The organism is Cuneatibacter caecimuris (genome assembly GCF_004216775.1).
GTDB classification, from domain to species: Bacteria; Bacillota; Clostridia; order Lachnospirales; family Lachnospiraceae; genus Cuneatibacter; species Cuneatibacter caecimuris.
The window spans coordinates 387,733-411,795 of sequence record NZ_SGXF01000003.1; the positions used below are offsets into that span (position 1 = coordinate 387,733).

Annotated in this window: 18 protein-coding genes; 14 read left to right on the forward strand and 4 right to left on the reverse strand. The window is 51.1% G+C overall.

The features are described 5' to 3' along the window. The first annotated feature begins 14 nt into the window (after positions 1-14). Positions 15-566 carry a hypothetical protein gene (locus tag EV209_RS09990; protein ID WP_130435306.1) on the forward strand — a complete coding sequence of 184 codons (552 nt, stop codon included), beginning with the start codon at positions 15-17 and terminating at the stop codon, positions 564-566. Between the two features lie 22 nt (positions 567-588). After that, entirely contained in the window at positions 589-1,536 is a 948-nt protein-coding gene (locus EV209_RS09995) for a DHHW family protein (protein WP_130435307.1), read from the forward strand. On the opposite strand, the gene EV209_RS10000 is transcribed toward EV209_RS09995, so the two are convergent. Further along, on the reverse strand, positions 1,523-2,905 hold the full coding sequence (locus EV209_RS10000) for an MATE family efflux transporter (protein WP_130435308.1): 1,383 nt from the start codon (positions 2,903-2,905) through the stop codon (positions 1,523-1,525). The two genes, EV209_RS09995 and EV209_RS10000, sit on opposite strands and share 14 nt — an antisense overlap. A 215-nt stretch (positions 2,906-3,120) precedes the next feature. On the opposite strand from EV209_RS10000, the gene EV209_RS10005 reads away from it, so the two are divergent. From EV209_RS10005 to EV209_RS10035, 7 genes are all read left to right on the forward strand, one after another. Further along, positions 3,121-3,606, forward strand: a complete 486-nt coding sequence (locus tag EV209_RS10005) for a DUF2975 domain-containing protein (RefSeq protein WP_130435309.1) — start codon at positions 3,121-3,123, stop codon at positions 3,604-3,606. Between the two features lie 9 nt (positions 3,607-3,615). Next, positions 3,616-3,843, forward strand: coding sequence for a helix-turn-helix domain-containing protein (locus tag EV209_RS10010; protein ID WP_130435310.1), 228 nt, complete (start codon positions 3,616-3,618; stop codon positions 3,841-3,843). A 108-nt stretch (positions 3,844-3,951) separates the two neighbouring features. Next, a complete protein-coding gene (locus EV209_RS10015; protein ID WP_130435311.1) occupies positions 3,952-4,323 on the forward strand; it encodes a GntR family transcriptional regulator in 372 nt (123 codons plus the stop codon). Between the two features lie 5 nt (positions 4,324-4,328). Next, positions 4,329-5,177 (forward strand): ABC transporter ATP-binding protein, encoded by an 849-nt coding sequence (locus tag EV209_RS10020; RefSeq protein ID WP_130435357.1) that lies wholly within the window; start codon positions 4,329-4,331, stop codon positions 5,175-5,177. Beyond that, positions 5,174-5,839 (forward strand): ABC-2 transporter permease, encoded by a 666-nt coding sequence (locus tag EV209_RS10025; protein WP_130435312.1) that lies wholly within the window; start codon positions 5,174-5,176, stop codon positions 5,837-5,839. Before EV209_RS10020 ends, EV209_RS10025 begins: the two co-directional genes overlap by 4 nt. 73 nt (positions 5,840-5,912) lie before the next feature. Beyond that, positions 5,913-6,413, forward strand: coding sequence for a transcription elongation factor GreA (gene greA / locus EV209_RS10030; protein WP_130435313.1), 501 nt, complete (start codon positions 5,913-5,915; stop codon positions 6,411-6,413). A gap of 281 nt (positions 6,414-6,694) precedes the next feature. After that, positions 6,695-11,317 carry a polysaccharide lyase family 8 super-sandwich domain-containing protein gene (locus EV209_RS10035; protein ID WP_130435314.1) on the forward strand — a complete coding sequence of 1,541 codons (4,623 nt, stop codon included), beginning with the start codon at positions 6,695-6,697 and terminating at the stop codon, positions 11,315-11,317. 203 nt (positions 11,318-11,520) lie between these two features. Here EV209_RS10035 and EV209_RS10040 read toward each other — a convergent pair whose 3' ends face one another. Continuing rightward, on the reverse strand, positions 11,521-12,702 hold the full coding sequence (locus tag EV209_RS10040) for a serine hydrolase domain-containing protein (protein ID WP_130435315.1): 1,182 nt from the start codon (positions 12,700-12,702) through the stop codon (positions 11,521-11,523). A gap of 14 nt (positions 12,703-12,716) precedes the next feature. Then, positions 12,717-13,448, reverse strand: a complete 732-nt coding sequence (gene ymfI / locus EV209_RS10045) for an elongation factor P 5-aminopentanone reductase (RefSeq protein WP_130435316.1) — start codon at positions 13,446-13,448, stop codon at positions 12,717-12,719. A gap of 202 nt (positions 13,449-13,650) precedes the next feature. On the opposite strand from ymfI, the gene trxB reads away from it, so the two are divergent. The 4 genes from trxB to EV209_RS10065 all read left to right on the forward strand — a co-directional run bounded on the left by trxB (position 13,651) and on the right by EV209_RS10065 (position 20,193). Next, positions 13,651-14,562: a thioredoxin-disulfide reductase gene (gene trxB, locus EV209_RS10050; protein ID WP_130435317.1), complete on the forward strand. Its 912-nt coding sequence runs from the start codon at positions 13,651-13,653 to the stop codon at positions 14,560-14,562. Between the two features lie 136 nt (positions 14,563-14,698). After that, positions 14,699-16,135 (forward strand): C40 family peptidase, encoded by a 1,437-nt coding sequence (locus tag EV209_RS10055; RefSeq protein WP_165388891.1) that lies wholly within the window; start codon positions 14,699-14,701, stop codon positions 16,133-16,135. 384 nt (positions 16,136-16,519) lie between these two features. Then, a complete protein-coding gene (locus EV209_RS10060) occupies positions 16,520-19,492 on the forward strand; it encodes an ABC transporter permease (RefSeq protein ID WP_165388892.1) in 2,973 nt (990 codons plus the stop codon). A gap of 5 nt (positions 19,493-19,497) precedes the next feature. After that, positions 19,498-20,193: an ABC transporter ATP-binding protein gene (locus EV209_RS10065; RefSeq protein ID WP_130435320.1), complete on the forward strand. Its 696-nt coding sequence runs from the start codon at positions 19,498-19,500 to the stop codon at positions 20,191-20,193. A gap of 94 nt (positions 20,194-20,287) precedes the next feature. Here EV209_RS10065 and hpf read toward each other — a convergent pair whose 3' ends face one another. Further along, positions 20,288-20,821: a ribosome hibernation-promoting factor, HPF/YfiA family gene (gene hpf, locus EV209_RS10070; RefSeq protein ID WP_130435321.1), complete on the reverse strand. Its 534-nt coding sequence runs from the start codon at positions 20,819-20,821 to the stop codon at positions 20,288-20,290. 669 nt (positions 20,822-21,490) lie between these two features. On the opposite strand from hpf, the gene secA reads away from it, so the two are divergent. Further along, on the forward strand, positions 21,491-24,061 hold the full coding sequence (gene secA / locus EV209_RS10075; protein ID WP_130435322.1) for a preprotein translocase subunit SecA: 2,571 nt from the start codon (positions 21,491-21,493) through the stop codon (positions 24,059-24,061). The last annotated feature ends 2 nt before the right edge of the window (positions 24,062-24,063 follow it).

Genomic DNA, 24,063 nt, shown 5'->3' on the forward strand with positions numbered 1-24,063 from the left:
GGAGAAGAGAAGTGATGAAAAAAAGAATGATCAGTCTGGTGCTGGCGGCAGCGCTGGCAATTACAATGACAGCATGCGGGAGCGGATCTCCCAAAGAGACCACAGCGGCAACTACAGAGGCGGCCCAGCTGGAGGGATCTCTGACAGATATCGTGGATGAGATATATGAAAATGCAGTAGGATTTGAAATTGCTGTAGCTCCTGCGGAGAAACTGGATACTTCAGACGCGGAAATGTTCCAATATATTACCGGTATGTCTGGCACAGATTCTGTGGAAGAAGCAGTCTATTCTGACGCGATGATTAATGCAGTGGCATATTCCATGGTGCTGATCCGGGCAAAGGACGGCGCTGATGTGGAAAAAATTAAAAAAGAAGTTCTGGAGGGTGTGGACCCCAGAAAGTGGATCTGTGTGTCGGCTGAGAATGTGGTTGTTACCAACTGCGGCAATGTGATCATGATGGTGATGTCTGACAAAGAGATGACCGGCATCATTTATGACGCGTTCCAGAAGGTGAGCGGAGGCAAGACCGGGGAACAGCTGACCAGGGTAACTGAAGAATAAAACAGAAGGAAAGGAACGGCGGATGCGAAAATTTGTGAAATCCAGGAAAATGGCTGCGCTGCTGATCGCGGCTGCGGTTCTGGCGGCAATTTTGTGTCTCGCCGTTTTTTTGCCTGGAGCTTTGCGGAAAGCAAAAGAAAGCGGAGAAATCTATGTATCAGGCGATTGCGCTTCCAAACTGGACTATCCGCTGAAAGAGAAAAGTCTGGAAAGGGCGGCCCTCCGGTTCCGGTACCTGTATGACAATTATCTGGCAGGGAAAGGACTGTCGATTTATTTTTCCGTCATACCGGATAAGAATTATTTTTTGGCAGAAGAAAGCGGATATTCTGCCATGGATTATGACCAGCTCCGGGAGGATTTGAAAAACCGGCTGGATTATATGCAGTACGTGGAAATATTTGATTGCCTGGAGCTGGAAGACTATTACAGGACTGACAGCCACTGGAGGCAGGAGAGGATCGGAAAGGTGGCGCGGCGCCTGGGGGAGGCCCTTGGGGTGTCCCAGTATCTTGCTGCGGACTATGAAGAACGCTCGGCAGGACTATTTACAGGCTCTTATATGAGAGAAGGAACTCTGGAAATGGAGCCGGACGAGCTGCGGTACCTGGTCAGCCCGGAACTGGAAAACTGTACGGTGTATCATTATCTGGACGGGCGGACGACGCCTGTGTATGATTGGGAAAAACTTCGGGATAAAGATGCCTATGGTTTTTTCCTTTCAGGAACTGATCCGATTCTGACCATCGAAAACCCTGAAGCTGGGACGGACAGAGAACTGGTGATCTTCCGGGATTCTTTCTGCTCCAGCCTGGCGCCCCTTCTTGTGGGCGGTTACAGAAAAATAACCCTGGTGGATATCAGATACGTCCGCTCTGATAATCTGGGGACGTATCTGACATTTCAAGATCAGGACGTGCTGTTTCTTTACAGCACTTTAGTGCTGAATAACAGCGCTATCTTGCGTTGAAAGCGGGGTTTTGCCGGGGAATCTGCCATTCCTCCTGTTTTTTGGTGAAGAAGTACTGCTTCCTGTACCGGTAGATCAGGAAGGCGGAAACCAGGCAGGATGCCAGCTCCGCCAGGGGGACTGCCAGCCAGATTCCGTCCGCGCCAATCACCATCGGCAGAAGGATCAGCGCTGCTGTGAGAAATATAAAGGTGCGCAGCAGCGAGATTAGTGCGGATACCTTGCCGTTTTGCAGGGCTGTGAACAGTCCGGAGGCATAGATATTAAATCCGGCGAACAGATAGCCGGTGGAAAACAGCAAAAAACCATGAAGGGCCAGCGGGAATACATCGCTGGTTTTTTTAATGAATACAGATACGATGGGTTCCGCCAGCAGATAGGAGAGCACCGTAACCAGAACGGTGAGAGCCCCGATGATCTGGGTGCTGATCCGGAACAGCTTATGCACCCTCTTGTAATTTCTGCTGCCAAGGCTGAAACTGAATACCGGGGACGCGCCACCGATAAACCCCATAAAAACCGCAGTCAGAAAGAATTGGGCGTACAGAGCTACCGTGATCGCTGCCACGCCGCCTTCTCCCAGGTACTGCAGAGCAATCTGGTTAAACAGCAGGGTGGTGACGGATATGGACAGATTGCTGACCATTTCAGAAGATCCGTTAAAGCAGGAAAATCCGATGATTTTGAGGCGGAACCGCGGCCGTACAAAGCACAGAGCGCCTTTGCGGTGAAATAAAAAATAGAAAAAACCAGGAATCGCCGCCACAGAGTATCCGATGGCAGTGGCCAGGGCTGCGCCTTCCACGCCCCATCCCAGAACTGCCACGAACACGTAGTCCAGAGCAATATTAGTGGTCCCTGACAGCACGGTCAGAAGAAAACCCAGGCCGGGCCTGCCCGCTGTAATGAAAAAGGAAAGAAAAATCAGCTGCAGAGCTGCCAGAGGCATGAACAGTACTAGCAGATGCAGATATCCGTAGCAGTCCGCCCAGAGCAAGTCCGTAGCGCCCAGAAAACGCAGCAGCGGGTCCATGAACAGGATGGATAAAAAGGAAATCACAGCCGCTAAGATTACGGCCAGGATGGCAATGGAGGTGAAATTTTCCTTTGCCTCCCGCGTCTTGCCTTCTCCCATCTGCTTTGCAACAATGGCGCTGCCTCCGGAGGAAAACATCAGAGTCACAGCCAGGATCACACTGATTACCGGATATACGATATTCATGGCGGCCAAAGCATTTTCCCCCACGCAGTTAGCGATAAAAATTGCATCCACCATCTGATAGACTGACATAAACAACAGGTTCAAAATACTGGGAACAGTAAATCCCAGGAGGGAAATCATGCCGAAATCCCTGTTCAAGCGGTTCATATTCTCATCTCCTTATTGACTGATTCCGCAGCTGCATCAGTGGGAAAGGAAAAAATTGATTGCAGCTGGGTCTGTCAGATATCATAAACCATACAGCAGCTGTAAGGTCAAGGGAAATATTTATATCGAAAATCGATAAAAAACAATTGACAATCGAAAGAGAAAGAATTAAAATAAAGAAAAACAGGCTGAAAGACAGCAAATAGGAGGATGCAATGGAACAGAAGAGTTTGAGCAGGTGGCTGAAAGTAATACTGGCAGGGTTGGGATGCTGCGGTGCAGTGGTTTATATTTACCTGATTCCTGTGCTGGGCAGGGAAATTGTGCAGCGGTATCCGGAGCTGCAGCTGGAAACTGCATACCGGTGCTGGCTTGGGATCTGCTGGATTACTGCCGTTCCGTGTTATCTGGTACTTCTGGAGGGATGGAAGATTGCAGGTGAGATTGGCCGGGACCACTCTTTTTCCATGAATAATGCCAGGAGCCTGAAACATGTTTCCGGACTGGCAGCTTTTGACGCGGCATTTTTTTTCGCCGCAAATATTATTCTGCTTCTGTTGGACATGAACCATCCCGGCATTGCCGCAGGCTCCATGTTCGTGGTATTTGGAGGCGTGGCAGTGGCAGTGGCTGCCGCTTCCCTGTCCCATCTGGTACAGAAAGCAGCGAAAATACAGGAAGAGAATGATCTCACCATATAGGAGGCGGAAATGATTATTGTCAATATAGATGTGATGCTGGCGAAGCGGAAAATGAGCGTGACAGAGCTTTCAGAGCGTGTTGGGATTACCATGGCGAATATCTCCATCCTGAAAAACGGGCGGGCCAAAGCGATCAGAATCGAGACGCTGGACCGTATCTGCCGGGCGCTGGACTGCCAGCCGGGGGATATCCTGGAGTGGAGAAAGGGCCCGGAGGATGCCCCGGAAGAAAAATGACAGTCATAAAAACGGCAGAGTTTGAGATCCTGAGCAGGGAATTATTGCCAGGTACTTGACAAGTGTTATATACTGTTATATACTGTTTATTGAACAGGAGGTAAGGTGATGAAAATTATTATTAATCATTCTTCCATGCAGCCGATCTACGAACAGATTGTGGATCAGATTAAAACCGCGGTTTATGGAGGCGCGCTGGAAGAAGGAGCCCTGCTTCCCTCTGTTCGAACCTTGTCAAAGGACCTGAAGATCAGCGCGCTGACTGTAAAAAAAGCATACGACGCCCTGGAGGAAGAGGGCGTTGTGGTGACCGTGCACGGGAAAGGAAGCTTTATCGCCCGCGCGAATCAGGAACTTTTGATGGAGGAGCATAGAAAAGAAGTGGAAGCCGATTTGGAAATGGCCATCCGAAAAGGTAGAAGCTGTGGAATGAAGGACCAGGAAATCAGAGATTTGTTTGATTTGATGATGGAGGAATAAGAATGTTGCTGGAATTGGAAAATGTTCAGAAGGCTTATTCTCAATTCAGTCTGAGCTGCTCCCTGAAAGTAGAAGAAGGATGTGTGACCGGACTGATCGGTCAGAACGGGGCCGGGAAGAGCACGGTATTCAAGTCCATTTTGGATCTGGTATATCCGGACAGCGGGAAAATCAGCGTATTGGGAAAGGATCACAGAGATATTACTGTGAAGGATAAAGAGGAGATCGGGGTGGTGCTGGCCGGCAGTGGTTTCAGCGGTTATCTGACGGTCCGCCAGATTATTCCGGTCCTGCGCAGCCTGTACAGGAATTTTGATGAAAAAGAGTTTACAGAGCGGTGCAAAAAGTTCCGCCTGCCCACAGATCAGAAGATCAAAGAGTTTTCCACCGGGATGCGGGCGAAGCTGAATCTGCTGGCAGCGGTATGTCATGGGGCGAGGCTGCTTCTGCTGGATGAGCCCACGGCAGGACTGGATGTGGTGGCCAGGGACAGCATGCTGGGAATCCTGAGGGAGTTTATGGAAACAGAGGGCAGAGGAATTTTAATCAGCTCCCATATCTCCAGCGACCTGGAAAGCTTGTGCGACGACTTATATATGATAGACAATGGGAAAATTGTGCTTCATGAAGAAACAGACGTGCTGCTGGACAGCTATGGGCTGCTGAAGGTCAGTGAAACAGATTACAGGAAGCTGGATAAACGTTATCTGCTTCGTGTAAAAAAAGAGCCGTTTGGCTACAGCTGCCTGACCAATGAAAAAAAATATTACCTGGAAAACTATCCGGAGGCTGCCATAGAAAAGGGAAGCGTTGACGAAGTGATCACCATGATGACAAAGGGGGAGGCAATATGACCGGACTGCTGAAAAAAGATTTGAGCCTGACAATGGTTAATAAAAAACTGTTCATGATTATTCCCTTTGTAGCTCTGATGCTTTTGGTGATGGGAAACGGGGATAATGTATCGTTTGTAATGGGTTATCTGGCGGTAATGTTCGGGATTCTGGTACTGACAACCATTTCCTATGATGAAATGGACCACAGTGATACCTTCCTTTTGACCCTTCCGGTATCCCGGGAACTTTATGTCCGCGAAAAGTATGTATTTGCGCTGCTGACATCTTTTGGGGGCTGGCTGCTGTCTCTCTTTTTCACAGGTGCCTATCAGATGATTGCAGGCTCCGGGATTGCAGACTGGGCTTCCTGGCTGGGAGGCTCCGCAGCCTTTCTCCCGCCGGTATTTCTGCTGCTGGCAATCATTATTCCGGTGCAGCTGAAGTTTGGTGCTGATAACGGACGGATTGTGATGGTTGGCGTTGTGGTGGTGCTTATGGTAGGAATCATGGGGATTTCCAAGTTCCTGGAAGGAAACGGCATTGATATCGGGTCTATTTTAAACCGTTTCCTGGTTGATAATACTGTATTCACTATTATAACGGCAGTTCTGGCTGCGGCATTGGCCCTGATGGCATCTCTGGCAGTGAGCATTGGAATCATGCGTAAAAAACAGTTCTGATCCTGTTTGACCTTTTCCCGGCAGTCTGCTATAATGAATCAGGGATTTGAAAAATCCTGCCAGGAGGAATATCATGCATGACAAATTGACCCAGGAAGATATCAGGAAAATTCAGGAAGAGATTGACTACAGAAAGCTGGTGGTGCGTCAGGAAGCTCTTGAAGCAGTGAAAGAAGCCAGGGCCCACGGGGATCTCAGTGAAAATTTCGAATATCATGCTGCCAAAAAGGATAAAAATCAAAACGAAAGCCGCATCCGGTACCTGGAACGGATGCTCAAGACCGCTCAGGTGGTGGAAGACCGTTCAGGCTCGGACGAGGTAGGAATTAACAATACCATAACCCTGTACTTTGAGGAAGATGAGGAAGAAGAAACATATAAGCTGGTGACTACCGTTCGCGGCAATTCCCTGAAAGGGCTGATCAGCATAGAATCCCCTATCGGAAGGGCCGTGCTGGGACACAGGCAGGGAGACCGCGTCTATGTTCAGGTCAGCCAGGCCTCCGGCTATTATGTGGAAATCAGAAAAATAGAAAAGACAGAGGACGAAGGCGAAAAGCTCAGAAGCTTCTGAAGAATACAGCCAGGCGGCATGCGGATCAGCATGCCGCTGTTTTTGTTGCATAGGATAGTTGGTCCTAAAAGAGGGGGAATAAATGATTCTACTTATCAAGCAGCGGGAAAAGAGATATAATAAATTTTATAACTGAAAGTGCGCGTATTGCTGGGTCTCTTATTGAAACACGCTGCATTTCAGAAAAATTAAAGCCGGGGGGAGGCGTCAAAATCAGGTGTTTTTGGTATGAGGGAAAATAATAAATAATTTAAAATAATATTATAAAAGGAGGAGAATTTATGAGAGGCAAAAAGAAGGGCTGCAGGCGCTTCCTGGCGCTGGTGCTCGCAGGGGTGCTTGCGGTTACGGGGCTGCCCGGCGGCACGCAGGTACAGGCAGCAGAAGCAGAGCCTGTGACGGTTACTACAGAAAAGGATGTATATGTCCAGGGCGGCGGTGATGCAAATAAGGTAATGACCGGGTCAAACATTGTCATAAAGACGCCGGAGAGTTCATCGCTGAACTCTACTTATCACCGCAGAGGGCTGATTGAGTTTGATCTGACAGGCGCGCCGGAGAAGTGCAATACTGCTGTCCTGAAACTTCAGGTGGCAGCGCTGGGCAAACAATACAATAACACAGACCGCATGGTAGTCTATACGACAGGGACGGGCTGGGATGCGTCGGCCATGACCTGGAACAAGATGCCGGAGAGGACTTCACAGGAGCCTGCCGCTTCCGCCTATAAGGCAAATATCGACGGAAACCAGGGCGTTGGGGATTTCATGTGCATCGATATCAGCAAAGCAGTGGAAACAGCGCTGAAAAACGGAGAGACCTCCATCAGCCTGGAGCTGGAATTTCCGGTTCCCCAGGGCGGCGACCACGCGCTTTATTTTTACCGTCATACTGCGGAAGGGAAGACCGGACCGCAGCTGGTGCTTTCCCACGACGCGGTGAAGGACCAGTACGACGAGATCTGTGCAGGGCTGCGCAAGAAATGGTACGACTATATCCTGGGCGGAGAGCTGGATCTGAATGATCCGACGGTCAGCAGCTATGTGGCTTCCGTACATAAGACTGCAGAAAAATATCTGGCGGACATGAATAAGAGCGATGCGGCCGGGAGAAAAACGCTGTGGAATGATCTTCCGATCACAGTTTATCCTTCCAGCGATACCGGAAGCGCCGCGAAGGTGAGCTCAGGGAATGTGACGTCTAACTTCCAGAGATTAAAATCCCTTGCCATGGCGTATGAAACAAAGGGCGGCGCCCTTTATCAGAATGAAACCCTGCTGGCGGAGATCATCTCAGGGCTGGATTTTATGGTAGATACATATTACAACGGAACCACCAGCACCAACTGGGGCAACTGGTATCACTGGGAAATCGGAACCCCCCAGGCTTTAGCGTCAACCTTGATCATTCTTCAGAACAAGCTGACAGAGGCCCAGCTGGAGAAATATATGACCGGAATCGAACGCTATGACAGCGGATGCGGTTCTGCAGGCATTCCGGGTTCTCCCACCATGACAGGCGCAAACCTGCTGGACAAGGCCCTGGTGGTTGCCCAGGCGGGAGTCCTGACAAATGATGCGCAGAAGCTTGCGCATGTAAGAGACGCCCAGAAGAGTGTTTACACCTATGTGACAAAGGACGACGGTTTCTATCGGGACGGTTCCTTTATCCAGCATCATACCCTTTCCTACACAGCGGGATACGGCGCTACGCTGTACGGCGGGATCGGCGTATTTTTCTATATGCTGGACGGAACACCCTGGGCGATCCAGTACGCGGACGGCAGCGAGCAGATGGTGTACGACACGATCTTTAACTCCATCGAGCCTCTGATCTATGACATGCAGATCGCAGACAGCACGGCAGGACGCGGCATCGTGCGCCCGACAGCGAACACCCGCACCCGTGCGGTTGGCATCGTGGCCTCCATCCTTCCCATCGGGGCTTCCATGAAGGGAGAGATGAAAGCGCGGTTTGACAGTTTTGTAAAAGACTTTATCCAGACGGATGAAGATTATTATTTCAGCCATATGGGCAACATCACGAATATCCAGCTGGCGAAGAAAATCATGAATGACAGTTCCGTACAGCCAAGACAGAACTATTCTGTACATAAGACTTATGCCGGAATGGACCGTGTATCCCATGTCCGTCCGGACTACATGTTCAATATTTCCATGAGCTCCACCCGGCAGAGCAAGTTTGAGAACTACAGCGACGAGGGATATAAGACCTGGAATATTGCAGATGGTATGACATATCTGTACACAGATGAACTGGATCAGTACACCAATGATTATTGGGCGGTCATCGATCCGTTCCGCCTGCCGGGGACTACCATGGAGCGGGCTCTCACGAGAAAGAACTTTACGGCACAGGCAGAATCAGGCAGGACGCCTTATGACTGGGCCGGCGGAGTGACGCTGGGCACATACGGAACAGCCGGCGTGCAGATGAAATCCCTTGGAAATGAGACAAGCGGAAACGGCGGCGGCCTGACAGGAGCTGATTCCAAGAAATCATGGTTCATGTTTGATCATGAGATCGTTGCCATCGGAAGCAGCATCACATCTACTACAGGAAACTGTGTGGAGACGGTCATTGATAACCGTCAGATAAAGGGAGATTTGTCCAATCAGGTGACTGTCAACGGAGAGACGCCGGATATCACAGACAACAGCGCCAACAATGACAAACACGGCACTGTAATCGAGAATGCCAAATGGGCGAATATCCAGGGCAGTACCGCGAACTCCACGATCGGATATTACTTCCCGGCAGAGGGCACGGCAATCAATGCCCTGAAAGAGTTCCGCCAGTCCAATTATAATACGCAGAGCAGCGTCAATAAAGAAGCCAGCGGCGGATATGCGACGCTGTGGTTTGATCACGGAAAGAACCCCTCAGGGGACAGCTATGAATACGTGATCCTGCCGGGAATGAACGCAGAAGAGACTGCGGCCTATGCAGGAAATCCGCAGATCGAGGTCCTGGCGAATAATGACAGCGTCCATGCGGCGCGCCACAATGGTCTGGGCATGACTGGACTGAATTTCTGGAAAAATGAGACGGCGACCGCAGCCGGCGTTACTTCTGACAGCCAGGCTTCGGTGATGATGCAGCAGACAGACAATACCCTGGAGATTGCTGTATCAGATCCCACACAGAAGAATAACGGAACCATCGAACTGACCGTGGACGTACCGGGCGTATCGGTGATTGCGCAGGACAATACAGTTACAGTGACGCAGCTTGCGCCCCAGGTCAAAATCAGCGTAAACGTGGCAGGCTCTATGGGACGCAGCCATACCGTGAAACTGGAGCTGGAAGTGCCTGTGGACAAGACAGGGCTGCAGGAGCTGTATGATGAAATAGATGGAGAAGTAAAGGAAGGCGGCCTGAAGGAAAGCGATTATACGGCGGAGAGCTGGGGGCTGCTGACGGAAGCGCTGGAAAATGCAGAAACAGTTCTCGGCAAGGACGACGCAAGCCAGGACGATGTAAACGCGGCGAAGGAATTGCTGAGCGGCGCGAGAAACGGGCTGATCGCCGAGAAATCAAAGCTGCAGGATCTGTATGACGTGATAGTGGGAATGGGACTGAAGGAGAGCGATTATACGGCGGAGAGCTGGGGACCGTTTGCGGAAGCGTTGGGGAATGCAGAAACTGTGCTGGGAAATGACGGCGCAAGCCCGGCGGATGTGACGGCTGCGTACGAAGCGCTGAGCAGCGCCAGAAAAGGGCTGATTACCGACAATACAAAGCTGCAGGAACTTTATGATGAAATAAAGGGAATGGGCCTGAAGGAAAGCGATTATACAGCGGAGAGCTGGGGACCGTTTGCGGAAGCGCTGAATAAAGCAGAAATCGTGCTGGGAGATGAGAAAGCGAGTCCTTCAGATGTGGCAGAGGCCAGTGAAACGCTGAAAAACGCGAAAGAAGGTCTGACCGCCGACAATACAAAGCTGAAAGACCTTTATGATGAAATAAAGGGAATGGGCCTGAAGGAAAACGATTATACGGCGGAGAGCTGGGAGCCGTTTGCAGAAGCGCTGAATAAAGCGGAAACTGTGCTGGGAAATAAGAAAGCCAGCCCTTCAGACGTGGCAGAAGCTTGTGCCGCGTTGAAAAACGCCAAGGAAGGGCTGGTTGTGGATAAGGCAGAGCTGAGGGCCCTGTATGAGGAAATAAAGGGCAGCGGCCTGAAGGGCAGCGATTATACCGCGAAGAGCTGGGCGGTGTTTGCAGTAGCATATCAGAATGCAGAAAATGTCCTGGAGAATGACGCGAGTCCTGCAGACGTGGCGGCTGCATATCAAGCGCTGAAAAGCGCCAAAGAGGGGCTGGCTGCCGACAATACAAAGCTGAAAGACCTGTATGATGAAATAAAAGGAATGGGCCTGAAGGAGAGCGATTATACGGCGGAGAGCTGGGGGCCGTTTGCGGAAGCGCTGAATAAAGCGGAAACAATTCTTGGCGATGATAAAGCAAGTCCCGCAGACATAGCGGCCGCATTCAAAGCGCTGAGCAACGCCAAAAAGGAGCTGAAGCTTGTTCCAAAGGATGTTGTGGATAAAACAGGTCTGCAGGGCCTCTATGATGAGGTGAAAGATCTGAAGGAGAGTGATTATACGGCAGAGAGCTGGGGGCCGTTTGCGGAAGCCAGGGAGAAAGCCAAGGCAGTTCTTGACAAAGACGATGCGAGCCAGGCTGAAGTGGATGAGGCGCACGGTGCGCTGAGCGCTTTAAGAGAAGGACTGATAAAAGCGGATACAGGCAAACCTGATCCGGACAGCCCCGCCACCGGCGACCAGACAAATCTTTTGTTCTGGGTTATGATGATGGTACTTGCAGGAGGAGCATGCGCAGCGGCCAGACGCCGCAGCAGAAGAAAATCTATCTGAACAAAATTTGACAGATAAAAATATATGGCTGGGATCCAAAACATGGTCCCGGCCATATATTTTTTAGCAAAAACACCATTCCCCATGCAGCAAAACCCTCCGGGGGATGCGCACTGCGCGCTAAAGAAATATGGCCGCTAAAGCGACCGTGCTTCGGCGTGAGAGTCCGGCTCGCCGGACTCTTTATTCTCAGAAATTATTCATCAGTCCTGCAGATAAATATTCACCGCATTGCGCAGGCCGCGCGTCAGACGGTTGGTGCCGGCATTCTGCTTCTGCATCCCCAGCAGGAATGTCAGCCCCTGTTCCGGGGCGTTGGAGAAGTAGGGGCCGAGCCAGCCGTCCCAGCCGTATTCTCCCGTCAGGCCATGATATCCTGACATGCCGGGGCGCGCCATCACGCGCATCAGATTGCCGTAGGTATATCCGGTCAGTCCGTCCCAGTTCTTCCACATGGCCTCCTGCTGCCAGGGCAGGAGCTCCGCCCGGGTGAAGAAGCGTACGGTAGCCGGGCTCATGATTTGCTTCCCCAGATACATACCATCGTCCATAAGCATTTGAGCGAAATGGGAATAATCCAGCAATGTGGAGACCAGGCCCGCTCCCCCTGATTCAAAAGCAGGGGGCTGCTCCATGGTGTAGCTGATGCCCAAATGGTCGGTGGGAGCCTCCCGCAGAACGCCGTCCACAGGATTGTATACCCTGGCAAAACGGGGGCGCTTTTCCGGCGGAACCCAGAAACCTGTGTCCATCATGTCCAGAGGCTGGAACAGGTTTTTTTTCAGAAATTCACCGAATGACATGCCGGAAACCACCTCCACCACCGCGCCCAGCACATCAGCGGAAGTGCCGTACATCCAGGAAGAGCCTGGGGCGAATTCCAGCCTGTTTTTACCCAGGAGGTTTGCGAATTCTACGGTTCCGATGGGAGAACAGGTTTTACAGGAATCTTTAAGCGCCCGGAAGGAACGGGAAACCTCAGGATCCGTGGCCAGCCCTGGTTTGGGATACGCCAGACCGGATGTCATGGAAAGCAGATCATGGATGCACATTTCCCGGGGAACCGGATAGGAGTCATTGCCGCAGGCTACCGTTTGATTGCGGAATCCCGGCAGATAGCGGGATACAGGATCGTATAAATCCAGTACGCCCTGCTCCGTCAGCAGCATGACTGCCGCTCCTGTAATTGGTTTGGTCATTGAGTACAGGCGCAGGATCGTATCCGGCGTCATGGGAAGGCCTTTTTCCATGTCTCTCCACCCTGCCTGACAGGAGAGAATATTCCTGCCGTTTTGAAATACCATCAGGCAGCAGCCTGCAGCAAATTGTTCTTCCACAGCCCGCTGCATGATGGCAGCGCACTGTTGTTCCAGTTTTTGAATCATCTCTTAGCTCCTCCTTAAATCCATCCGCCGTCCAGCGTGATCACCTGACCGGTCAGATATCCGGCTTTGTAGGCCAGATGGTAGACCAGATCCGCCACCTCAGAGGCTTTGCCCAGACGGTTCATGGGGATTTCATCTATCAAAGAAATTAATTCTTCATCGCTCATAAAACTGTTCATTTCCGTATCAATGGCTCCGCAGGCCACCGCATTGACCTGAATTCCGCTGGGAGCTGCTTCCTTTGCCAGAGCCCTGGTCAGCGCGTTGACGCCGCCCTTGGCTGCAGAATAGGCGGTCTCACAGGAAGCGCCTGTAGTCCCCCATACGGAAGAGACATTGATGATCCTGCCGGATTTCCGTGATATCATATCCGGCAGCGCCAGCTTGCAGCAATAAAACACAGAATCTAAATTAACCCGGATGACTCTGTCCCAGTCCTCCGGCGTCATATCCTGGAACAGACCAATATAAGAAATACCGGCATTGTTTACCAGCACGTCAGGAGATCCGAACTGTTTCTTTACCAGATCGAACATCTCGCGGCAATTGTCGTACACGCCCACATCCCCCACATAAGCCAGACATTCCGTCTGATATGATTCCACCTCTTTTTTTACCTGCATCAGATCATCTCTGCGGGAAACACAATTGATCGCCACCCGATACCCTTTCTGAGCGAACTTCAGAGCGACTGCTTTTCCGATTCCGCGGGAAGCCCCGGTTACCAGCACTGTTTTTTTACTCACTTTGATCCCTCTTTTCTAAAAAACTTTGCCTGCAGCACTGTGAACAGTATAGCAGAAAATCGCCCTTGACGCCAGACAAAACATAAATAAGAACCCATGCTCTGATAGCCTTGTAAAAAACAGGGAATAATGGTAAACTGTACACAGGCGAAATAAAACGGAACAGGTGAATAAAAACGTAATAGCAGAGAGGAGATAAAAGATGTACGATGTAGTAATTATCGGATCCGGCCCCGCAGGGATGGCCGCTGCCGTATATGCCGCAAGAGCGGAGCTGTCCGCAGTGACAGTGGAGAAAGAGCCCATGGGGGGCGGACAGGTGGTCAATACTTATGAAGTGGATAATTATCCCGGGCTTCCCGGGATCAATGGATTTGATATGGCGGTAAAATTCCGGGAACATGCGGAAAAGCTGGGGGCCTCTTTCCTCAGCGGTGATGTAAAATCTGTGGAGGACCTCGGAAAGATCAAACGTGTGACGGTGGGAGATCAGCTTTTGGAGACCCGCGCTGTTGTAATTGCCAGCGGAGCGTCTCACCGGAAACTTGGAATTCCGGGAGAGATGGAACTGGCCGGGGTGGGCGTATCTTACTGCGCTACCTGCGACGGCGTGTTCTACAGAAACAAAGTGGCCGCTGTGATCGGCGGAGGCGATGTGGCGATTGAGGACGCTATTTTTCTTGGCAGGATGTGCAAAAAGGTTTATCTGATTCACCGGAGGGATAGCCTGAGGGGGGCTAAGAGCCTGCAGAACAGGCTGTTTGCGCAGGAAAATATAGAAGTGATCTGGGACACTGTGGCAGAAGCCATTGAAGGAGAGGATGAAGTGACCGGACTGCGTCTGAAAAACAGAACAACAGGAGAAAATCGGCGCCTGCAGACAGACGCAGTATTTGTGGCAGTGGGCATTCAGCCTAATTCCTCAACTTTTGACGGGCTGGTGGACATGGACGAACAGGGATATATACTTGCAGATGAAAATGGCATCACGTCCAGGCCGGGGATTTTTGCTGCGGGAGATGTGCGCACTAAACAGCTGAGGCAGATTGTTACGGCAGTGAGCGACGGCGCGAACTGTATTGCTTCCGCAGAGCGATGGATGATTCAGGAATGATCGCTGGGAATGATTGGTAAATAAGGGATTTGGCAGCGGAAACGGCAAAATCATGTTGACATGGATTAGGCTGGTTGATATAATTTAAATTAGGACTATAAGCAATTACGACAAGATGAAAAAATTGGAGGGATACATGATGAGGAAATCCAAGACGATTTGGAAGGCGGCAGCAGGGTGTCTGTTCGCCTCCTGTCTGCTGATCGGCGGATCAATACCTGCCTGGGCCTCTGCGCAGGAAGCGGAAGCGCCTGTGGCCGGAATGGCGGTCTCCCTGAATAATTATTATGCGTCCAGCCTTACGCCGGAGAGCGATATTGCCGCATATATGCGTTATACCGTGATGAAGTCGGCAAAAGGGCTGGAGAATCAGCCATCGGAACCGGAATCTTCTGAGGGAGAACCGGATTCTCAGAATCTGGACGAGCCGGAGAGCATTACTGCCAGCGCGTATGAGAATGTGGCTGTGGCGCAGGTGGAAGGCTACGTGAATGTGCGGCAGAAGCCGGACGCTCAATCAGGGATTGTGGGTAAGATTTATAATAATTGTGCCGCTACTATCCTGAATACTGTTTCGGCAGCGGATGGGAAGTGGTACTACATACAGTCGGGAAATGTGACCGGATATATCAAGGCAGAGTTTTTTGTGACCGGCGAGGCTGCGGAGACGCTGGCCAAACAGGTAGGTGTGATGATGGCGACCATTAATACCAATACCGTCCGGGTACGCAGCGTGCCGTCTCTGGGAGATGACGCGCAGGTTCTGACAACGCTTCCTATGGGAGAACAGTACGTGGTTCTGGAAGAGATGGCGGACTGGGTTAAGGTTGCGGTGGATGATGATATTATCGGCTATGTATATAAAGCCTGTGTGGATTTGCGGGTGGATTTCAAGACGGCGGTTACACTGCAGGAGGAAGCCGACCGGGCGGCCGATCAGGCCCGCAGGGACCAGGAAGCCCAGGACGCGCTGGATGCGTTGAATAATGCAGGACTGCCGAATACAAGCACAGCGGTTCCGACTACAACGGCGCCCACTGCGCCTCCTACAGCGGCTCCGACTACCACTGCGCCCACGGCTGCGCCTACCGCGCCTCCCACCACCACTGCTCCGGTAACAGCTCCGCCTACAACGGCTCCAACAACGGCAGCGCCTACTACGGCGCCCACCACTAGCGGCTCCGATGGAGAGATCGGCGGACAGTTTGCCGCAGTTAGAAGAGCTTTGGTTGCCAATGCCCGTAAATACCTGGGATGCCCTTATGTATATGGAGGAAACAGCCTGACAAACGGAACAGATTGTTCTTATTTTACTATGGCATTGTACAGCATGGTAGGGATCAGTATTCCCCGTACCTCCGCCATGCAGTCTACTGTGGGAAGAACGATTCCCTACAGCCAGGTGCAGCCGGGCGATCTGTTGTTTTATGACGGCGGGACAGGCCAGATCAATCATGTGGCGATGTATGTGGGAGACGGTATGATTATCCATGCTGCCAATGTTCAGCTGGGCGTGTGCATGTCGTCCATGTATTACCGGACACCGGTAAAAGCCATTACGCTTTTAGATTGAATTTTGCAGAAACTAAATAAATAGAGGTAAGGCTGCCGCGGGAAGTGCGGCAGCCCTACCTTATTGCATAGGAAACTGCGTTCCCTATGCAACAAAACCCTCCGGGGGATGCGCACTGCGCGCTAAGGAAATATGGCCGCTGAAGCGACCGCGCTGCGGCGCGAGAGTCCGGCGAGCCGGACTCTTTATTATTGCATAGGAAACTGCGTTCCCTATGCAACAAAACCCTCCGGGGGATCGCACTGCGGCGTAAGGAATTATGTCGCTAAAGCGACACGCCGCAGGCGGAGAATCCCGCGGGCGGGATTCTTTTTCATAAGGGAATTTTCAGAGGAAATTCCTGATACAGTAAAAATCAGACAGGCAGGAAAGGAATATATAAAAATGATTATCAGGAATTCTTTGCTCAGCCTTTGGAGAACAAAGGGGAAAACACTGCTGTTTTTCGCTGCCATTGCTCTGCTGACCGTATTTATGGGCCTGGGCGCGAGCGTCTGGATGAATACGGAACAGCTTCTCAGGGAATGTGACAGCTCCTATGTCAGCGTCGGTCTGGTGGAATATATGGGGCCGGATTACCCTGACACGGATGTGGCGGAACCGCAGGCTGCGGCTCAGAGGGAAAAACTGCAGGAGCTGGCGGAAGGGAACTGTCCCGGCGTGATTCAATGGGTCGGCGGAGACGCAGGGCTTGCCCTGGCACAGGGAGCGAAGAGGATTGAAAAAGGGATTCCCTACCCCAACAATAGTGTAGTGATTATTAAAGATGTATATCCGGGAAAACTGGAGGAATATGCAAGAGAAGGGGAAAAATGGTATTTTGCTACAGTGGAAAAAGTGTTGTACAGCAGATCAGGAGAGGAGGATACTTATCTTTATTTCCATTTAGAGGACGAATCCTTTCAGCCGGAAGACGGACACTCCTATCTGCTTCAGGGAGAATGGTATTCTGTCAGCTCCCAGGTTGAACTCGGAGCATTTACCGGGAATGCGGAGGAAGAACTGCGGTCCGCTCCTGTGTGGGAGGATGTGACCGGGAAAGTGGACCAGGTCTGCGGGGACGATAAAAATGCGTACCACAGAATTGCGCAATTCTACCGTACCGCCAATGAGGCTCTGACAGTACAGGAGACTACAGCGCTGGAATTTCTGCCGGCATTTCATCAGGGTCAGCTTTCTGTTACGGAAGGGAGGGCCTTTACAGAAGAAGAATACAGAGAGGGAGCCAAAAGCTGTGTGATTTCCGGACGTATGGCGGGAATTCTGGGACTGTCCGTCGGGGATGAACTGCCGCTGGCCCTGATACCGGTGGATCAGGAAAATGTCTATGCCAGCTTCCGCACAGACAGGGAATACAGCCGGGAGCCTTATAAAATTGTAGGAATTACCAATGAGTCCGATGAATTTACAGATGATATCTTTATTCCGGATCAAAAGGATTTTACCAGCAACTATGGCTATACCGTAGGTCTGGTACAGCTGGAGAACGCCCGGGCAGAAGAGTTTGAACAGTGGCTGTCCGCGCAGGCGGAGGACCGGGTCAGGGTCAGCATTTTTGACCAGGGCTATCAGAAAGCTGCGAGATCTCTGGATCTGATGCGCCAGGCAGCTGCTGGGATCACAGTGGTCTGCGCCATCGCATCTCTGGTGATCCTGGCAATGTTCGGCTATTTATTTGTTTACAAGCAGTCGGCTGCAATTAAGATCATGAACCAGCTGGGCACGCCGAAGAAAAAGATTAACCTCTATCTGGCTGCCGGGTGCGGTACAATAGCTGCATCAGCTGCCGCGGCAGGAGCAGCCGCGGGATATTTCTCCGGTCAGACGCTGCTCATGAACCTGGAAAAGCTGCTTCGCAGCTCAGGGAAAATGCAGCTGGATACAAGATACAGCCTGACCGCTCTGGGAATTGAAAAGGCCTTCGGCGGGACGCCGGAAATATCCGGATTGTGGTTCCTCCTGGCCGGGCTGGGGATGTGCCTTCTGGCAGTGGCCAGCTGCAGCATCTTTGCGGTCAGAGTCTACAAAAACCCGCAGAAGAAGAAAAAGCAGGGCCGCAGAAAAGGTGAGACACCGGCAAAGCAGGCCCGCTCCTTTGGAGGAAGCGGCCGGGCGGCCGGATTTGCCTGGCTCTCTGTAAAGAGAGGAGGTATCAGGACTTTGGTGGTGCCTGCGGTGACGCTGGTATTGGCGTTGTTTATCAGCGTACTGGCAAGTTCCTGGGAAAAGAATCAGCAGCAGATGGAGGCCCTGTCGGAGCAGACTGAAATCAAAGGGAATTTTGTATCGATTAATGGCAGAAGGATTGACAGCCTTGCTGTTCCCGAAGAAATCCTGCATAAAATGGAGGAGTCAGGCCTGTTTCAGGATATCACTGCATCCATGAGCCGGGAGATTCATTACCTCTATCTTGGAGAAGTGGGGCCCGGACTGCCGGAACCAGAACCCCTTCCGGTTCCTGTGAGCAGTTTTGATTATGAGCGCAGACAGAGAGAAATGATGAAATGGCCCTATATGGTGTTGACAAACAGCTGGGTTGCAACGAAAGAATTTTTTTATTCCGGCAGCCCGGAGGTCAGCTGGCTGGACGGCTATGACGAATCTTTTTTCACAATGTCCCGGGAAGAACTGGAAGGTACCGCTGAGGGAATTCCATGCATTGCTCCTTTGGGAATGATGGAGGAAAAGGGGCTGGAGAAGGGCGATGTGATAGGCGTCGGGGCTTATAATGGGAGCTGGCTGGTGAACTTGAAAATTGTGGGGAGCTACAGGGGAGGAGGGCAGAATGAGAATCTTTTTCTGCCGCTGCAGTCGCCTCTTGAGGTGAATGAGAAAAGAACATATGATACCGTGCGCTTTGTATTGAAAGAGCCAGGAAAACTGGGCGAAGCTAAAAATTTCCTGGAAGAGAGCCAGATCTGCCAGGTAAATAACTACAGCGGAATCCGGAAGGCAGTGGTGCTGGAAGACATTGATTACCAGAAATCCGCAATCCAGCTTTCTGAGAGGATCGGGTACCTGAAAATGATTTTCCCGGTGCTTCTGGTGCTGGCCGGAGGGATCAGTTTTGTGCTGTCCTACCTGATGGTTCTGGGACGGAAACGGGAACTGGCCCTGATGCGGAGCATGGGCAGCGGAGTGTGGCGCACTTTTGCTTCATTTTTCCTGGAACAGGCCGGGCTCTGTCTGTCGGGAGGCATTCTGCTTTTGCTGATCTGGGGGATATTCAGCCAGGTGAGCGTATTTCAGGCGCTGAGCGTGGCGGGAGTTCTGGGCTGTTATCTTCTGGGCGCGGCTTTGTCGGTAGCTTTGCTGAACAGGGCGGGACTGGTGGAAATCTTGCAGGATAAGGAGTGAAAACAATGGATTTGATGGAATTAAAAGATGTGTCCTACCGCTACAGGAACAGCGGGCAGGGTGTTGAGATACTGAAAGGAATTTCCTGCGGCTTCGGGCTGGGTAAAGTGTATGGAATCGTGGGGAAATCCGGCAGCGGCAAGAGCACTGCGCTGACGCTGATGGCTGGTCTGGACCTGCCGGAAAGAGGAGACATCCTGTATGAAGGAATTTCTACCAGAAATATGGATCTCAACCTGTACCGGAGGACAAAGGCGGCGGTGATCTATCAGAGTTTTCAGCTTTTCCCTCTCCTGACTGCTTTGGAAAACGTGATGTACCCCATGGAGCTGAATGGGATGAAAAGAAAGGAAGCCCGCCTGCAGGCCGGGGAATACATCAGGAAGGTAGGCCTGAACGAAGAGGCTTTCCACAGATTTCCTTCCCGGCTGAGCGGCGGAGAGCAGCAGCGCATCGCTATTGCCAGGGCTCTTGCCATGCAGACAAAGCTGCTGCTGGCGGATGAGCCTACGGGGAACCTGGATTCCGCCAATACCGGGAACATTATGGATATTCTAACACGGCTGGCTCACGAGGACGGCTATTGTGTCGTGATTGTCACCCATGATCTCGGGCTGCTGGACCGGATGGACTGCGTCCTGCGGATGAAAGACGGGCTTTTGGAGGCCTGTGAAGAAGCACCGGAAGGTTTTGTGATCTAGAAAATGGAGCCGCTGCCCCATAGATATTTTCTCATCTATGGGGCAGCGGCTCCGCTAATTTACAATATAGATAAACTATCTCAATCGAATCCCATCAGTCCAGTTCAGGTTCAATTAACCCGTAGGTATTGTTCTTCCGCTTGTACACAACATTTACTTCTTCCGTATCCGCATTAAAAAATACATAAAAGCTGTGTCCCAGAAGCTCCATCTGCACACAGGCTTCCTCGGGGTCCATGGGCTTGATGCCGAACCGCTTTGTGCGGACAATCTTGATTCCTTCGTCTTCATAATCAGCGTCCATGTACGCCTGGCTGAAATCCGTTTCGGAACCGGCCTGCTTTTTGTCAACAATGCGGGTCTTATATCGTCTGAGCTGCCTTTCAATGATTTCTTCTACCAGATCAATGGAAACATACATATCAGTGCTGGTCTGCTCGGAGCGGATGATAGTCCCTTTTAACGGGATGGTCACCTCGATTTTCTGCCTGTCCTTTTCCACACTGAGCGTTACGTGAATCTCTGTATCAGGCGTGAAATAATGCTCCAGCTTGCCGATTTTCTCCTGAACCGCATTTCTCAGGCCCTCAGTAACCTCAATATTTCTTCCTGTAATGATAAATCTCATAGAACCAACTCCTTTACCTGTATTTAAACGGCAGCGATTCTGCCGTTCAGGGCAGTACCGGGAAAACTCTAAGTTTTATAATGATATTATAACACATCACAGTATATTTTCAAGCAGTAATTTAATTGAAAAGACAATTTTTCTGTGAAAAGCAAATTGTCCAGTTGAAAATCCAGTAAATCTGAGCATTGCAGACTTTACATTGTAAAGTGGCTGTCAAGTATTTTTTTGAAAAAACCGGGCATGCGGGACAGGTTTGTGAAAAACAGACAAATAGGAATGGGTAAACTAACAAAGAGAAAAAGTGACATAAATCGCATGGAAACTTGTGGATAATGTGGATAACTCGGTGCATAAGTGGATTCATCAGGAAAAATGAACTTTTTTGGCAGGCTCAAATGTGGATAAGTTAGTGGAAAAAAAATTGGGAAATCTTATGTATACGTCTGCTTACAGAAAAAAGCAAGTTATTTTGTGCAGGCTGTCCAAGTTTGTGGAGACACAATATGGAAACAATTCTGACAATTTGTTCTGCCATAAAATGTAAACGAAATGTTAAAGCTGGAGCTGATAAATTATAAATGGTTGAATATTCGGGGGAAAAATGATACAATAGAAATATTGACGTGGAATGATACGGGCTTTGACCCGGAATGAAGGAGCATATTTATGGGAATGATTCAAAAAATATTTGGGACCCACAGCGAGAGGGAAATGAAGCTGATTATCCCGCTGGTGAACAAAATTGAAGCGCTGCGCGATCAGATGCACGCTCTTACCGATGAGGAGCTGCGGGGTAAAACCAGAGAATATAAGGAGCGTTACGCCGGGGGGGAAAGTCTGGATTCCCTACTGCCGGAGGCTTTTGCCACGGTGCGCGAGGCTGCCCGCAGGGTGCTGAACCAGGAACACTACCGGGTACAGCTGCTGGGAGGTATTATTCTGCATCAGGGCCGTATTGCAGAGATGAAAACCGGTGAAGGAAAGACGCAGACTGCTCTGCTGCCTGCTTATCTGAACGCGCTGGCAGGAAAAGGCGTGCATGTCATCACAGTAAACGACTATCTGGCGCACCGCGACGCAACCTGGATGGGCCAGGTTCATGAGTTTCTGGGACTGACCGTGGGCTGCGTGCTCAACAGCATGAACAATGACGAACGCCGCGCGGCATATGCCTGCGACATCACATATGTGACCAATAACGAGGTGGGCTTTGACTATCTGAGAGACAACATGGTGATCTATAAAGAACAGCTGGTGCTGCGGGATCTGAATTACGCCATCATCGACGAGGTGGACTCGGTTCTGATTGATGAAGCCCGTACGCCTCTGATCATTTCCGGCCAGAGCGGGAAATCCACCAAGCTTTACGACATCTGCGATATGCTGGCAAAGCGCATGGAGAAGGGCGAAGAGACAGAGCTGTCCAAGATGGACCTGATCATGGGCGAAGAGGTGAAGGAGAGCGGAGACTTCATCGTCAATGAAAAGGACAAGGTGGTGAATCTGACCGCGCAGGGCGTGGAGAAGGTGGAAAAATTCTTCCAGATTGAAAACCTGGCCGACCCGGAGAATCTGGAAATCCAGCACAATATTATCCTGGCCCTGCGCGCCAATTATCTGATGTTCCGTGATAAAGACTATGTGGTGAAGGACGATGAGGTTCTCATCGTTGACGAATTTACAGGACGTATCATGCCCGGGCGCCGGTATTCCGACGGCCTGCATCAGGCCATTGAGGCAAAAGAGCATGTGAAGGTGAAGCGGGAGAGCAAGACTCTCGCGACCATCACGTTCCAGAACTTCTTTAATAAATACGGCAAGAAATGCGGCATGACCGGTACTGCTTTGACGGAAGAAAAAGAATTCCGGGATATCTATGGCATGGATGTGGTTGAAGTGCCTACCAACCGTCCGGTAATCCGTATTGATCAGCAGGACGCGGTATACAAAACGAAAAAAGAAAAGCTCCGCGCCGTGGTGGACGAGGTGGAAGAGTCTCACAGCAAAGGACAGCCGGTGCTGGTGGGCACCATCACCATCGAGGCGTCGGAAGAACTCAGCGGCATGCTGAAACGCCGCGGGATCCAGCATAATGTGCTGAATGCCAAGTTTCATGAGCTGGAAGCGGAGATCGTGGCACAGGCGGGCCAGCACGGCGCGGTGACCATCGCCACCAACATGGCCGGACGTGGTACGGATATTAAGCTGGACGATCAGGCCAAGGCGGCAGGGGGATTAAAGATTATCGGTACGGAGCGCCATGAATCCAGGCGTATTGACAACCAGCTGCGCGGCCGTTCCGGACGGCAGGGAGATCCGGGAGAATCCCGTTTCTACATTTCCCTGGAAGACGACCTGCTGCGTTTGTTCGGTTCTGAAAAGCTCATCAGCATGTTCAACACCCTTGGCGTGCCCGAAGGGGAGCAGATTGAGCATAAAATGCTTTCCAGCGCCATAGAAAAAGCGCAGAAGAAGATAGAAGGGAATAACTTCGGCGTTCGTAAAAATCTGCTGGAATATGATCAGGTAATGAATGACCAGCGAGAGATTATTTATGCAGAACGCCGCCGCGTGCTGGACGGAGAAGATATGCGCAGCGTAATTTTGAAGTCAATTACGGATATTGTCGACAATGCAGTGGATATGTGCATTTCAGATGATCATGATAAGGCGGATTGGGACGTCAGAGAACTGGTTACCCTGCTGATTCCTGTGATTCCCCTGGCCCCTGAGACATTCCGGGAGGCTCTGGCGGCTGCTTCTAAAAAAGACCAGCTGAAGCAGCAGATCAAAGAAGCTGCTGTGAAGCTCTATGAGGAAAAGGAAGCGCAGTTCCCCTCTGCGGAGCAGATCCGGGAGCTGGAACGCGTGGTGCTGCTGAAGGTGATCGACCGGAAATGGATGGATCATATCGACGATATGGATCAGCTGCGTCAGGGCATCGGCCTGCAGGCTTACGGTCAGAGGAACCCGCTGGTGGAATATAAGATGAGCGGTTATGATATGTTTGACAGCATGACTGCTAATATTAAGGAGGATTCTGTCCGCCTGCTGATGCATGCCAGAATCGAGCAGAAGGCGGAGCGGGAAGAGGTCGCGAAGGTGACTGGCACCAATAAGGACGATTCCGGCCCCAGAGCGCCCAAGCGCCGCGAGAGCGGAAAAGTATATCCCAACGATCCCTGCCCCTGCGGTTCTGGCAAGAAATATAAGCAGTGCTGCGGCAGATTTAAATAAAA